This is a genomic window from Lonsdalea quercina (genome assembly GCF_900107885.1).
In the GTDB taxonomy this organism is placed as follows: Bacteria; Pseudomonadota; Gammaproteobacteria; order Enterobacterales; family Enterobacteriaceae; genus Lonsdalea; species Lonsdalea quercina.
Genome location: NZ_FNQS01000005.1, coordinates 80,222 through 92,372, shown reverse-complemented (window position 1 = coordinate 92,372; position 12,151 = coordinate 80,222). Strand labels below are relative to the sequence as shown.

Below are 12,151 nucleotides of genomic sequence, written 5' to 3'. Positions count from 1 at the left end.
ATGCTGAGTGCACAAAAAAGCCCGAGAGAGTCTGGCTCTTTCGGGCTGGCGAATCACGATTGTGCATCGTTACGCATCATGACTTTCAAAGGCCAAAGCCCTGCGCTCAACCATCCGCAGAATTAACGTTAGCAGACCATTCACACAAAGGTAAACGATGCCGGCCGCGCCGAACACTAAAACGTCATAAGTCCGACCATACAGCTGTTGCCCGTAGCCCATCACATCCATGAGCGTAATTGTGTAGGCGAGGGACGTCCCTTTAAACACCAGCACGACTTCATTCGAGTAGGACGACAGCGCGCGTTTGAAGGCGAAAGGCAGCAGAATGCGCAGCGTCTGGCGTTTGTTCATCCCGAGAGCTGAGCAGGACTGCCACTGTCCGTCTGGAATAGCGCGTACCGCGCCATAGAACAGCTGGGTGGTGTAGGCGGCGCTATTGAGCGCCAGCGCGATCATGGCGCACAACCACGGCTGAGAGAACAGCGACCACAGCCAAGGGATCTGCTTGATGGCGTCGAACTGGCCCGGACCATAGTAGATCAGGAAGATCTGCACCAGCAGCGGGGTGCCGGTAAACAACGTAATGTAAGCGCGGGAGGCCGTGAAGAGCAGCGGCGTCTTCAGCGTCAGCACGATGGTCAGCAGCAGCGACAAAAATAGCGCCACAACCAGCGCGGTGACCGTGAGCGTGATGCTGGTATGTAGCCCTTTGAGCAGCTCAGGAATGTAGTCAAGCATCAGGAGGGCCTCCGTTCGAAGCGAGTGGCGCGGGTTTCAATACGTTTAAGGACCCACTGGCTCAACAAGGTGATTACCAGGTAAATGGCTGCCGCCATCATGTACCAGGTGAAAGGCTCTTGGGTACGCGTTGCGATGCTTTTGGTCTGCAGCATGAGATCGTTGACGCTGATAAGCGAGACCAGCGCCGTGTCTTTCAGCAGCACCAGCCACTGATTTCCCAGCCCTGGCAACGCATGGCGCCACATCTGCGGCATGATGAGGCGTCGGAAGATCGCGCCTTTTGTCATTCCGAGCGCCTGTCCGGCCTCCCACTGACCGCGCGGGACCGATTTCAACGCGCCGCGGAGCGTCTGTGACGCATAGGCGGCATACAGCAGAGCCAGCGCGATCACGCCGCACAGGAACGGGCTAACCTCAAATGTCTCAATATCCAGCTGCACCGGGATTTGGAACAGATACAAATTGATGCTAAATCCGTCCGCCAAAATCAGCAGTAGCTGGGAAGAGCCGAAGTAGATAAACAGCACGACCAGAATTTCAGGTAGGCCGCGCAGCAAAGTTACCAATGCGGTTCCCGCAGCACTGACGATTTTCCAGCGCGCCGTTTCCCACAAGGCAAACAGCATCGCCAAAATCAGGCCTAAAAACAGGGCGCAAAGGGCAAGGCCGACGGTCATTCCGGCGGCGCTGGCTAAAGGGTGTAATTCAATCATCGGGTATCAGACTATTGCTGGAACCATTTTTGATAAAGGGCCTGGTAAGTCCCATCCTGTTTGATGCTGTTCAGCGCGTCATTGAATTTCTGCAGCAGCGCATCATTATGCAAACGAACGGCGATGCCCAGACCGGCGCCAAAGTACGCTTTGTCCGTCACCTTATCGCCGACGACGGCCAGATTGGGGTTCTGCTTCAGCCATTCGTTGACCACGGCGGTATCCCCGAATACGGCAGAAACACGGCCGTTTTTCAGATCCAGCACCGCATTCTGATAGCTGTCGTAAGGCACGACGGTGATGTCCTGATGCGTTTCCAGCAGGTACTTCTGATGGGTGGTGCCATTCTGCACGCCAACGCGTTTGCCTTTAAGCGCGGAAACATCCTTCACGCTGTCTTTCTGTGCGATGAACAGTGCAGAGTTGTCATAGTACGGTTGGGTAAAGTTGACCTGTCGCTGACGCTCCGGCGTGATGTCCATGCCAGCGATGACGGCATCGAAGCGACGGAATTTCAGGCCCGGTATCAGGCTGTCGAACGACTGATTGTTAAACGTGCAGGTCGCTTCCATTTTCTGACACAGGGCATTAGCCAGATCGATGTCAAATCCCTGAATCTGGTTATCCGCACCGACAAATTCGAAGGGGGGATAAGAGGCTTCGGTGGCGAAACGCAGGGTGTTTGCTGCGCTAGCTGACAGGCTCACTCCGGCTAGCAGCGCGGCCACAAATACCTTTTTCATAGGGCTTTCCTGAATCATCAGTGTGATAGGTAGCTGGCAAACTCTTGGGTTTGCGGCTGTGTGAAGTGCGAGGCGTCGCCATGCTCCACAACGCGTCCGTCTTCCATATACACTACGCGGCTGGCGGTTTTGCGCGCGAAATCGACCTCATGCGTGACGATGACCTGGGTGATGCCGGTTTGGCTCAGCTCCTGAATGATGCCCACGACCTGTGCGGTGATTTCCGGGTCCAGCGCCGCGGTGGGTTCGTCAAACAGCAGGACCTGAGGTTCCATCATCAACGCGCGGGCAATCGCGACACGCTGCTGCTGTCCGCCCGAAAGATGCAGCGGATAGCGGTCGGCGAAGTCGTTCAGACGCAGGCGTTGCAGCAGTTTTTCAGCACGGGCACGAGCCTCCTGACGGCCTAAACCCAGCACGCGGCAAGGCGCTTCGACCAAGTTCTGTTGCACCGTGAGATGCGGCCACAGATTATACTGCTGAAACACCATTCCTACGTTCTGGCGGAGTTCGCGAATAGCGTCGTCACCTGGCGTGCGGGTGAAGTCAAACTGTTTACCGGCGATAGACAACGAACCGGAACGCGGCATCTCCAGCAAGTTTAGCACTCGCAAAAGGGAGCTTTTTCCCGCACCGCTGGGGCCTAACAAGACCAGTGTTTCACCGGCCGGACAGTTAAGGGTGACATCGAATAGCGCCTGATGCGCCCCGTAGAAACAGTTGATGCTGTTTAGTTGAATACTCATGCGCAATAATTGAATAGACATTGATGCCGCAAATGGTAACGTTGGCAGAATAGTTATGCAATCGCCACGGGTTAAAATTTGCAAACATGCGTTTTATTGGCTACTTATTAGCATAAAATTATGCCTCACTGTCTTCATCTCCTGATTTCTCAGATGATATACACATCCAACAAACGATTATCCATCGCCTTATCTACTTTCTACAGCAAAACAGTGGTGAATACGCCGGAGGATTCGGCGCGCCAGCAGGCTATACTGTCGTCTCGGATTTAGCGCAGGCGACGTCACCTTTTTATTGTCGCTGCGCGAACATCCTAACGATGTATTCGACGACTCATCCGCATATTTCTAGGAGATTGCCATGCAACTGTCTACGACCCCCACGCTGGAAGGCTTTGTGATTACTGAATACTGCGGCGTGGTCGCGGGCGAAGCGATACTCGGCGCAAATATTTTCCGAGATTTTTTCGCCGGGATCCGAGATATCGTCGGCGGCCGCTCAGGCGCTTACGAGAAAGAACTGCGGCGCGCGCGCCAGATTGCGTTCAAAGAACTGGAAGAACAGGCGGCTGAATTAGGCGCTAATGCCGTGGTAGGCATTGATATAGATTATGAAACCGTCGGCAAGGACAGCAGTATGCTGATGGTCACGATCAGTGGTACTGCCGTCAAACTCAGCCGCTAACGGTGGCTGGCACATGCGTAGCGTGTTGTTTTTCGGGTTTCTGACGATGTTGGCCGGATGCAGAGCGCCCGTCTCGGACGAGCCTGTATCGCACATTGGCCGAGACTACCAACTGTATACGGCCGATGTTTCGCGTAATCAGACCTCCCGCGTCAGACTACTGGTCATTCACTATACTGCGGAAGACTTTGATAGTTCGCTGCGTCTCCTGACGCGGGGAGAGGTCAGTGCGCACTATTTGATCCCCGAAAAGCCGCCGCTCAGCGCGGGCGTCCCCGTGGCATGGCAGCTGGTGCCGGAGTCTCAGTCCGCATGGCATGCGGGGATCAGCTATTGGCGCGGTGCGGTTCAACTGAATTCTGTCTCCGTGGGGATTGAGCTGGAGAATCAGGGTTATCGTTGTTCGTTGTTGGGGGGATGTCGCTGGGTGCAGTATAACCCGCAACAAATGGCGCTGCTGACGCATCTGGCGCGAGATATTCTGGAACGCCACCAGATTGCGCCTCAGAATGTGGTCGCCCACAGCGATATCGCACCGCAACGGAAGGTTGATCCCGGACCGTTATTCCCCTGGAAAGCGCTGGCGGAGGCCGGTATCGGCGCCTGGCCTGATGCGGGCCAGGTAGAGTTTTATCTGGCGGGCCGCGCGCCGGATGAGCCGGTCGCTGTTCGTCCGCTGCTGGATAAGCTGGCCCGCTATGGCTACGAGGTGGATGGCAAGATGACGCCACGACAGCAACAGCGCGTGATCGCCGCCTTCCAAATGCATTTTCGCCCCCAGCGTTACGACGGTGTTCCCGACGCGGAAACCGAGGCTATTGTGGATTCGTTGCTAGAGAAATACGGCGGCCAGTAGCGGTATACAGACTTAGGCGACGAACAGCGCAATCAGGATCGGCGACAACAGACTCAGTATGAAACCGTGCACAATGGCGGGTGGAACCATGTCGACGCCGCCGCTCCGTTGTAGTACCGGTAGGGTAAAGTCCATCGAGGTGGCGCCGCACAGGCCAAGTGCGCTGGCGCGTCGGGAGCGAATGAGGTTCGGGATCAGCATGATGGCGATCAACTCGCGCGCAAGGTCATTAAAGAACGCTGCGCTGCCGATGACAGGACCGTAGGCATCGGTCATCAAAATGCCCGACAACGAGTACCAGCCATAACCGGAGGCCATTGCCAGACCGGTTTTCAGGGGCAGGCCGAGCAGCAGCGAAGCGAGAGCGCCGCCGCACAACGCGCTGACGGCCACGACACCAGCGATGATCGTGCCGCGACGATTAATCACGATTTGCCGCAAGGTCATACCGCTATTGCGCAGTTGGATCCCGACCAGGCATAGCAGAACAAGCAGCGCATATTCCCCTCCCGATGCCGCAAATTTTAATGGAGGCCACTGGCTTAGCCCTAACAGGAATCCCACAAACACCACCATGCAGAGTTGCAGAGATTCCAGCATCATTTTTAGTCGGGAAGGGGTCTCTTCGTGGGTAACCGCTGTGGCGGTCCAGGTGCTGCGTTTTTCCAGCAGCCACAGCGCCAGCAGATTCGCCGCTATAATGCAGGCGGTGCTGACGGCGGCATATTGCAGCACGGCCAGTAGGTTGCTGCCCAGATTTTCCAGAAATGCCAGACTGATGCCCATCAGGAACAAGATCACATACACCATCCAGCTCAGTAGACGGTTCACCCCTTGTAGCATAGTTTTATTGCGCACCGGGATCAGATAGCCAACGATCAGCGGCAGCAAAATAATCAATAATCCTGAATACATGGGGAAGACCTTCCTCGGGAGAGTGGCGCGGTTTGGCAGGCAAGATAAGTTGTAATTGAGTGATTTTAAATAAAAAAAGAAAATGGGTAAAGCGGTGGCGAGGGGAGATGTCGACTTGTCTTCCTGTTGGTAATGACGTAACCGATGAGGGGGCAGATGTATCGGGAACGCGTTGATATTGGGGGGGCGGGAGATTAACCGGCGGTCTCTGGCGCGGGATAACTTCCATTTCATCCCCGGCGACGAGAACAGCCGCGAAAACCATCAGCAGGTCGTTTTCACGTTTTGTGAAACCGATGTCGGCACCATCTGTCCGCGCGCTATCTTAAGTTGTTGCTCTTATTTATTCACGGCGCCGACCGCCTAAAACGGATCATCTATCGCCTGGAAGGCGAGGTCGATGAACTAAACACGGTCATGACACGGCAAAGTTTTCTGTATGAGCATGGGCAATCGCGTTCTTTGCAGAATAGTGATGCGCTGATTCGTCCTATGTTTTCACGTGTGCTGTGGCTGGCTGATTAGCGGACAGGGATGACATCTTGGCTTGCCGGTTGTGCCAGCCTATTAACGTTTATCTCGTACTGAAACCTTTATTGCATCAACTCACCTTGCTTAATATAAAGAAATTTCGGATTAAATTTATTATTTCACATCAAGGCCCAATGTTTTTTTACAGGAGAAGGGAAAGTCATTATAATCCCGCCGATTTTTTTTGTTCCTGTTTTATATAAAACTTCATTTCACTAAAGCAGAAAAATAAGGATATGTTTTGATGGAAAATGCAAAGGCGATAATCTCTTCTCGGCCCATCTTTATTTCCCGTCCCGGCATTGCCAGTAGTCTAGGTGCATTTATTGCGGGTTTGTTAATATTGTGTGGTGCTTTGTTGTTTGCTAAAAGCGAAGTGCCTGATATTTATCGTGACTACATCATCAATAAAAGCCCATTGGTCATCGAGAATTCGGATATTTCCAACGGGGAATGCCGAATGAAATACAGCATCACATTTTGCTCTGCGGATGTAAAATATAAGTATAAAAATGAAAATCATGCTTCAAAGATTAATATCCTGTTTCTGGATCTTTCTCGCGGCAATTACACAACGGATGTCGTTATCTCGTCTGAGCATCCTGAATTAGCGACGCTAACGCTGGGATTAGACAAGTTGAATAACCGAATTATCGCCGCTGGCGGGCTTATCGGTGCTTTACTTATTCTGGCTGCTCTAAGCTTAATTAACAGCGTGAAGTTTTTTCGTGCCGGCCGCCGAGCGAAATGTTTGTCGGAATTAACGCTCGTTCCTGTCGAGACAGACGAGATCAGAAAATTGCTTTTCATACGAGTGCTGCCGTATACCTATATCGGCGAAGATAAAAAGAAAATTAAACTGGCGAGTCTGCTGAAGAGAAACGAACAACCTATTTATCTGGACGACAGTAAGAAACGAGCGTGGGCGGTCTTACTAAAAGAAGCCAATATTCCTGTTTTACTCGATGACCGTTTGATGCGACTAGAGCTGAGCGATGAAGAGCGCGAATCACTTCGCGCCGCGTTCGCAGGCTGATCGCACATAATGCTTTCTGTCGTCGCTATTAACCGAGTGAGGTGACTTGTTGGGTTAATAAGCCTCTGCGGTAGATAAGATAAAAAGGCTGGTCACCTCGATGACCAGCCTTGGAGCAAGATTCTCGGGCGCGACAATGCGCCACACCCAGCCAGTTGTTAGGCCACCGGTTCGTTAATGAATGGCACAACCAGGCTGGCATGATTGCCTTTCGGTCCCTGGTGCACACTGTAATTTACCACTTGGCCAGCTTTCAAAGTGCGGTAGCCGTCCATCTGAATGGTTGAGTAGTGTGCAAAAATGTCTTCCCCTCCGCCCTCGGGGCAAATAAAACCAAAGCCTTTGGCGTTATTGAACCATTTAACAGTACCCGTCTCCATACATCTCCATCCTTCGTAAGCGTTTTTTTACGGTGGGGTTATTGGTTAAGGTAAAATAAAATCGATTAAAGATTAATCAATTTCAGTAGGATTCTATTTAAATTGCCGGGGTCGTCAAGCGCGATGGGGTGGGCGGCGCGTCGGCGTCGCCAAACTTTGATTTGGGTAACGGAATAGAGGTAAAGACTATGCCTATTGCAGAAATGGGTTGATGTACTTTAGTTGCCGGGTGATTTTGGTCTGGCAATGGTAAAATAAAAAACAGACGTGCTACTGTTAGGTACAGTAGACCAGGGCAAGATACAGTAAAGATTTGGAAAAAAGATGGGAAATCATAGTACGTGGTCGCACACTGAGGACCAGACTAAGGCTCGGCATGCCGAAGCGTTGCAGCCGCCGTCCATGTATAACGTGGTACTCAATAACGACGATTACACGCCGATGGAATTTGTTATTGACGTACTGCAAAAGTTTTTTTCTTATGATATCGAACGTGCAACGCAACTGATGCTTACGGTTCATTACCAGGGAAAGGCCATCTGCGGCGTCTATAGCGCTGAAGTTGCAGAAACCAAGGCCGATCAGGTTAATCGTTATGCTAAAGATAACGAGCATCCGTTGCTATGTACGCTGGAAAAAGCCTGATTTAAGGCAATATATTGGGGGAGGTGCCTATGCTCAATCAAGAACTGGAACTCAGTCTCAACATGGCTTTCGCCAGAGCGCGTGAGCACCGTCACGAGTTTATGACCGTGGAGCATCTGCTGCTGGCTTTGCTCAGCAATACTTCCGCGCGTGAAGCACTGGATGCATGCACGGTCGATCTGGATGCTTTACGTCAGGAACTGGAAACCTTCATTGAACAGACAACGCCAACGCTGCCTGAGAGTGAAGCGGAGCGCGACACGCAGCCGACGCTGAGCTTTCAACGAGTGCTGCAGCGTGCGGTATTCCACGTACAGTCCTCCGGACACAGCGAAGTCTCCGGCGCCAATGTGCTGGTTGCCATCTTCAGCGAACAGGAATCGCAGGCCGCCTATCTGCTGCGGAAGCATGATGTCAGCCGCCTTGATGTGGTGAATTTCATTTCTCATGGTACGCGTAAAGAAGAGTCCGGGCCGTCGGTCAGCCAGGAAAATCCGGTTAACGAAGAGCAGGCTGGAGGGGAGGAGCGTATGGAGAATTTCACCACCAACCTTAATCAACTGGCCCGCGTAGGCGGTATCGACCCACTTATTGGTCGTGAACGTGAACTGGAACGCACGGTTCAGGTGCTTTGCCGCCGTCGTAAAAACAACCCGCTGTTGGTCGGCGAATCCGGCGTAGGTAAAACGGCCATCGCAGAAGGTCTTGCCTGGCGTATCGTTCAGGGCGATGTTCCTGAAGTGATCGCTGACTGTACTATCTATTCTTTGGATATCGGCTCGCTGCTCGCAGGCACCAAATACCGCGGTGATTTCGAGAAGCGCTTTAAGGCGCTGCTGAAACAGCTGGAGCAGGATCAAACCAGCATCCTGTTTATCGATGAGATTCATACCATCATCGGCGCAGGCGCCGCCTCAGGCGGACAGGTCGATGCGGCGAATCTGATTAAGCCGCTGCTGTCGAGCGGTAAAATCCGCGTCATCGGCTCCACGACTTATCAGGAATTCAGCAACATCTTTGAAAAGGATAGGGCGCTGGCGCGTCGCTTCCAGAAGATCGATATCACTGAACCCAGTGTCGAAGAGACCGTGCAGATTATTAACGGTCTGAAACCGAAATATGAAGCTCACCATGACGTGCGTTACACCGCGAAAGCCGTGCGCGCCGCCGTCGAGCTGGCGGTGAAATATATCAATGACCGCCATTTGCCGGACAAAGCGATCGACGTGATTGATGAAGCCGGCGCGCGTAGCCGACTGATGCCGGTCAGCAAACGCAAGAAAACCGTTAACGTCGCGGATATTGAATCGGTCGTGGCGCGTATTGCGCGTATTCCTGAGAAGAGCGTTTCCGCCAGTGACCGTGATGTGCTGAAAAACCTGGGCGACCGCCTGAAAATGCTGGTGTTCGGTCAGGATAAAGCCATCGGGGCGCTGACTGAGGCCATCAAAATGAGTCGCGCCGGGCTGGGCCATGAACGCAAGCCGGTGGGGTCGTTCCTGTTTGCCGGGCCGACGGGAGTGGGTAAAACCGAAGTCACGGTTCAGTTGGCGAAAGCCATGGACATCGAGCTGCTGCGCTTCGATATGTCTGAATACATGGAGCGTCACACGGTGAGTCGCTTAATCGGCGCGCCTCCGGGCTATGTCGGGTACGACCAGGGTGGGTTGCTGACGGACGCGGTGATTAAACATCCGCATGCGGTTCTGCTGCTCGATGAGATTGAAAAAGCGCATCCCGATGTGTTCAACCTGCTGCTGCAGGTGATGGATAATGGCACCCTGACCGATAACAACGGTCGCAAGGCCGATTTCCGTAATGTCATTCTGGTCATGACGACCAACGCTGGTATCCGTGAAACTCAGCGTAAATCCATCGGGCTGATCCAGCAAGATAACAGTAGCGATGCGATGGAAGAGATTAAGAAGGTGTTTACGCCGGAATTCCGTAACCGTTTGGACGGCATCATCTGGTTCAACCATCTCTCGACCGATGTTATTCAGCAGGTGGTGGATAAATTCATCGTTGAATTGCAGGCGCAGCTGGATGCCAAGGGCGTCTCTCTGGAAGTTAGCGAAGATGCGCGTGACTGGCTGGCAGAGAAAGGCTACGACAAGGCGATGGGCGCGCGGCCGATGGCGCGGATCATCCAGGAAAACCTCAAGAAACCGCTGGCCAACGAACTGCTCTTTGGATCGCTGGTGGAAGGGGGATCCGTCACCGTGGTACTGGATACCACGACGCAGCAGTTGAGCTATAGCTTCCAGAGCGCGCAGAAACGAAAAACCGAGGGCGCGGTATAGCGTAACGACACGCTATTGTTTACCCTAACGTTAAGGGCATCCGAATGGATGCCCTTTTTTTTTAACAGACGCTGATGGTTTTATTGAGAGCGAGAGCTGTAGCGCTTTACTCGTCTTGCTCCTGCTGGAGCGGATAAAGACTTAGCAGCTTGAGAGTGATGCCATTCGTCCAGCCAAAACCGTCTTGCAGTTCGTATTCACCGCCGCCGCCGCCGCCAAGTTCGCCGGTTTCAACCGCATATTTTTCCACCAACTTATGCTCGTGTGCATAGGTATGCCGAACGCTGTTCAGAAAGCGGATCGCGATTTCCTCGGCGAGCGACTCGTGCTGATAATAACGTAGCCCTTCCACGGCAACCCATTGTAATGGTGCCCAAGCATTCGGCGCGTCCCACTGCTGATGAGAATGTAGAGTTGTCGTTACCATCCCACCTTCCTGAACCAGTTCGTTATGGACGGCCTGAGCGGTCTCTTGGGCGTGATTTTGTGTGGCGGCCTGAACGTACAGCGGAAATAGCGTTGCTGCCGTCAACTGTTGGCTCACTTTTCTTTGGCGCCAATCATAATCCGCATAGTATCGCTTTTCCGCGTTCCAAAAGTAGCGATTCAGCGCCTGTTTACGCTTGTCGGCGCGGAGGGCGTAACGATCGGCATCGGCCATTTTGTTGGCTAAGCGACTGGCTTTCGCTAGCGCCATTTCATTGTGATAGAGCAGCGCATTCAGATCGACCGGCAGGATATCGGTAGTGTGGATCGTCGACAGCTTCATCGGGTCCTTCAGCCAGCGGGAACTAAAGTCCCAGCCGGAAGCTGCTCCCGCTCGCAGGTCGCGGTACAGCTGCGGTCGTTCGCTTTCCGGTACCTGGCTGGCGGTCGTGATGTCGTCGAGCCAGGACTCGGTCCTGGGTACGCTGCGATCGTCCCAATAGCGGTTCAGCACATCGTCGCCGAGGCGGACGACGCGTTTGTCAGCCTGTCCGGGCTGTAGGCTGTTTTCGCCGTCCATCCAGTACTGATATTCCCGCTTCATCTGCGGCAGATAGGTCGCCAGCAGATTGTCGCCGTCATGCTTTGCCAGCAGCTCTACCATTTTGGTGAAGAAAGGGGGCTGGGAACGGCTCAGGTAATAGGTGCGATTGCCGTTGGGTATGTGCCCGTAACGGTCGATCTGGTAGGCAAAGTTTTGCACCATGTTGCGGATAAGAACCCATTGGTCGCTTTCCGCAAGGCCTAACATGGTGAAATAGCTGTCCCAGTAATAGACTTCGCGGAAGCGTCCGCCCGGCACGACATAGGCGTTGGGCAGCGGCAGGAGCGAGTCCCAGCGGGTAATGTCGGGCGTACTGCGCGTGAGGTGTGACCACAGATCGATGATATGCTCCCGCAGCGTTTGGCCGCCGGGTGGAATATAGCCTTTACCGTCCGCAGGAATAGTGAAGTTATGCAGGACAAAATGTTGCAGATCAAAATTGTTCAACCGACGCTGCATATAGTAATCCGCCATGATGGCCGAGGGCGAGTACCGGGGAACCGCGTCAACAAACGTTTTTTGATCCGGAAACATTTTCGATTTCTGTACCGCTTCGAAAAGCGGTCTCATCGTGATATCCGGCGGAGCCGTGACGATACGCTGCGCCTGTGGGGGTTCTACGTGTGCGTTTTTCATCACCAGAACAGGAAAAGTCAGGATTGTGGTTATCTGTAAAATAATCAATAACGGATATGTCCTCATTGCCTGGAGGGTTAACGTCGCTGGTTTACTCCTCTATTATGTGCAAGTTGAGCAATAAAAAAGCAACAATTTTGTAAATATTGCTCAATGCAATTATCTTAGGGCAAAGTGTTTTCTGAGGC

At 53.0% G+C, this 12,151-nt stretch carries 13 protein-coding genes; 6 read left to right on the top strand and 7 right to left on the bottom strand.

The window, feature by feature from the left end; translation table 11 throughout:
- Positions 1 to 69 precede the first annotated feature (69 nt).
- Genes artM through artP form a run of 4 tightly spaced genes read right to left on the bottom strand, consistent with a single transcriptional unit; the run spans position 70 to position 2,946 of the window.
- Positions 70 to 741, bottom strand: coding sequence for an arginine ABC transporter permease ArtM (gene artM / locus BLU64_RS08625; protein ID WP_026743435.1), 672 nt, complete (start codon positions 739 to 741; stop codon positions 70 to 72).
- Positions 741 to 1,457 carry an arginine ABC transporter permease ArtQ gene (artQ, locus tag BLU64_RS08620; RefSeq protein WP_026743436.1) on the bottom strand — a complete coding sequence of 239 codons (717 nt, stop codon included), beginning with the start codon at positions 1,455 to 1,457 and terminating at the stop codon, positions 741 to 743. Before artQ ends, artM begins: the two co-directional genes overlap by 1 nt.
- Positions 1,458 to 1,468: 11 nt before the next feature.
- Complete coding sequence (artJ, locus tag BLU64_RS08615) at positions 1,469 to 2,200, bottom strand: arginine ABC transporter substrate-binding protein (protein ID WP_026743437.1); 732 nt, start codon at positions 2,198 to 2,200, stop codon at positions 1,469 to 1,471.
- 17 nt (positions 2,201 to 2,217) lie between these two features.
- Positions 2,218 to 2,946 carry an arginine ABC transporter ATP-binding protein ArtP gene (gene artP / locus BLU64_RS08610; RefSeq protein WP_164477207.1) on the bottom strand — a complete coding sequence of 243 codons (729 nt, stop codon included), beginning with the start codon at positions 2,944 to 2,946 and terminating at the stop codon, positions 2,218 to 2,220.
- 361 nt (positions 2,947 to 3,307) lie between these two features.
- Here artP and BLU64_RS08605 point away from each other — a divergent pair, with 361 nt between their 5' ends.
- Together BLU64_RS08605 and BLU64_RS08600 are read left to right on the top strand one after the other, a co-directional pair.
- Positions 3,308 to 3,631: a heavy metal-binding domain-containing protein gene (locus tag BLU64_RS08605; protein WP_026743439.1), complete on the top strand. Its 324-nt coding sequence runs from the start codon at positions 3,308 to 3,310 to the stop codon at positions 3,629 to 3,631.
- A 13-nt stretch (positions 3,632 to 3,644) separates the two neighbouring features.
- On the top strand, positions 3,645 to 4,487 hold the full coding sequence (locus BLU64_RS08600) for an N-acetylmuramoyl-L-alanine amidase (RefSeq protein ID WP_026743440.1): 843 nt from the start codon (positions 3,645 to 3,647) through the stop codon (positions 4,485 to 4,487).
- A gap of 12 nt (positions 4,488 to 4,499) precedes the next feature.
- On the opposite strand, the gene BLU64_RS08595 is transcribed toward BLU64_RS08600, so the two are convergent.
- Entirely contained in the window at positions 4,500 to 5,402 is a 903-nt protein-coding gene (locus tag BLU64_RS08595) for a LysO family transporter (RefSeq protein WP_026743441.1), read from the bottom strand.
- Positions 5,403 to 5,711: 309 nt separating this feature from the next.
- On the opposite strand from BLU64_RS08595, the gene BLU64_RS17615 reads away from it, so the two are divergent.
- Both BLU64_RS17615 and BLU64_RS08585 read left to right on the top strand, forming a co-directional pair.
- Positions 5,712 to 5,927 (top strand): DUF2813 domain-containing protein, encoded by a 216-nt coding sequence (locus BLU64_RS17615; protein ID WP_081825723.1) that lies wholly within the window; start codon positions 5,712 to 5,714, stop codon positions 5,925 to 5,927.
- Between the two features lie 250 nt (positions 5,928 to 6,177).
- Positions 6,178 to 6,969 carry a hypothetical protein gene (locus BLU64_RS08585; RefSeq protein WP_026743443.1) on the top strand — a complete coding sequence of 264 codons (792 nt, stop codon included), beginning with the start codon at positions 6,178 to 6,180 and terminating at the stop codon, positions 6,967 to 6,969.
- A 158-nt stretch (positions 6,970 to 7,127) separates the two neighbouring features.
- Here the strand turns inward: BLU64_RS08585 and cspD are convergent, their stop codons facing one another.
- Positions 7,128 to 7,349 carry a cold shock-like protein CspD gene (cspD, locus tag BLU64_RS08580; RefSeq protein WP_026743444.1) on the bottom strand — a complete coding sequence of 74 codons (222 nt, stop codon included), beginning with the start codon at positions 7,347 to 7,349 and terminating at the stop codon, positions 7,128 to 7,130.
- Positions 7,350 to 7,673: 324 nt separating this feature from the next.
- Here cspD and clpS point away from each other — a divergent pair, with 324 nt between their 5' ends.
- Positions 7,674 to 7,994, top strand: coding sequence for an ATP-dependent Clp protease adapter ClpS (gene clpS / locus BLU64_RS08575; RefSeq protein ID WP_026740459.1), 321 nt, complete (start codon positions 7,674 to 7,676; stop codon positions 7,992 to 7,994).
- Between the two features lie 29 nt (positions 7,995 to 8,023).
- A complete protein-coding gene (gene clpA, locus BLU64_RS08570) occupies positions 8,024 to 10,297 on the top strand; it encodes an ATP-dependent Clp protease ATP-binding subunit ClpA (RefSeq protein ID WP_074728402.1) in 2,274 nt (757 codons plus the stop codon).
- Between the two features lie 106 nt (positions 10,298 to 10,403).
- Here clpA and treA read toward each other — a convergent pair whose 3' ends face one another.
- Positions 10,404 to 12,029 carry an alpha,alpha-trehalase TreA gene (gene treA / locus BLU64_RS08565; protein ID WP_051625560.1) on the bottom strand — a complete coding sequence of 542 codons (1,626 nt, stop codon included), beginning with the start codon at positions 12,027 to 12,029 and terminating at the stop codon, positions 10,404 to 10,406.
- Positions 12,030 to 12,151 lie beyond the last annotated feature (122 nt).

Coding starts and splice junctions, on each gene's coding strand:
- artM (WP_026743435.1), bottom strand. CDS start 741: ATGCTTGACTACATTCCTGAGCTGCTCAAAGGGCTACATACCAGCATC.
- artQ (WP_026743436.1), bottom strand. CDS start 1,457: ATGATTGAATTACACCCTTTAGCCAGCGCCGCCGGAATGACCGTCGGC.
- artJ (WP_026743437.1), bottom strand. CDS start 2,200: ATGAAAAAGGTATTTGTGGCCGCGCTGCTAGCCGGAGTGAGCCTGTCA.
- artP (WP_164477207.1), bottom strand. CDS start 2,946: ATGAGTATTCAACTAAACAGCATCAACTGTTTCTACGGGGCGCATCAG.
- BLU64_RS08605 (WP_026743439.1), top strand. CDS start 3,308: ATGCAACTGTCTACGACCCCCACGCTGGAAGGCTTTGTGATTACTGAA.
- BLU64_RS08600 (WP_026743440.1), top strand. CDS start 3,645: ATGCGTAGCGTGTTGTTTTTCGGGTTTCTGACGATGTTGGCCGGATGC.
- BLU64_RS08595 (WP_026743441.1), bottom strand. CDS start 5,402: ATGTATTCAGGATTATTGATTATTTTGCTGCCGCTGATCGTTGGCTAT.
- BLU64_RS08585 (WP_026743443.1), top strand. CDS start 6,178: ATGGAAAATGCAAAGGCGATAATCTCTTCTCGGCCCATCTTTATTTCC.
- cspD (WP_026743444.1), bottom strand. CDS start 7,349: ATGGAGACGGGTACTGTTAAATGGTTCAATAACGCCAAAGGCTTTGGT.
- clpS (WP_026740459.1), top strand. CDS start 7,674: ATGGGAAATCATAGTACGTGGTCGCACACTGAGGACCAGACTAAGGCT.
- clpA (WP_074728402.1), top strand. CDS start 8,024: ATGCTCAATCAAGAACTGGAACTCAGTCTCAACATGGCTTTCGCCAGA.
- treA (WP_051625560.1), bottom strand. CDS start 12,029: ATGAGGACATATCCGTTATTGATTATTTTACAGATAACCACAATCCTG.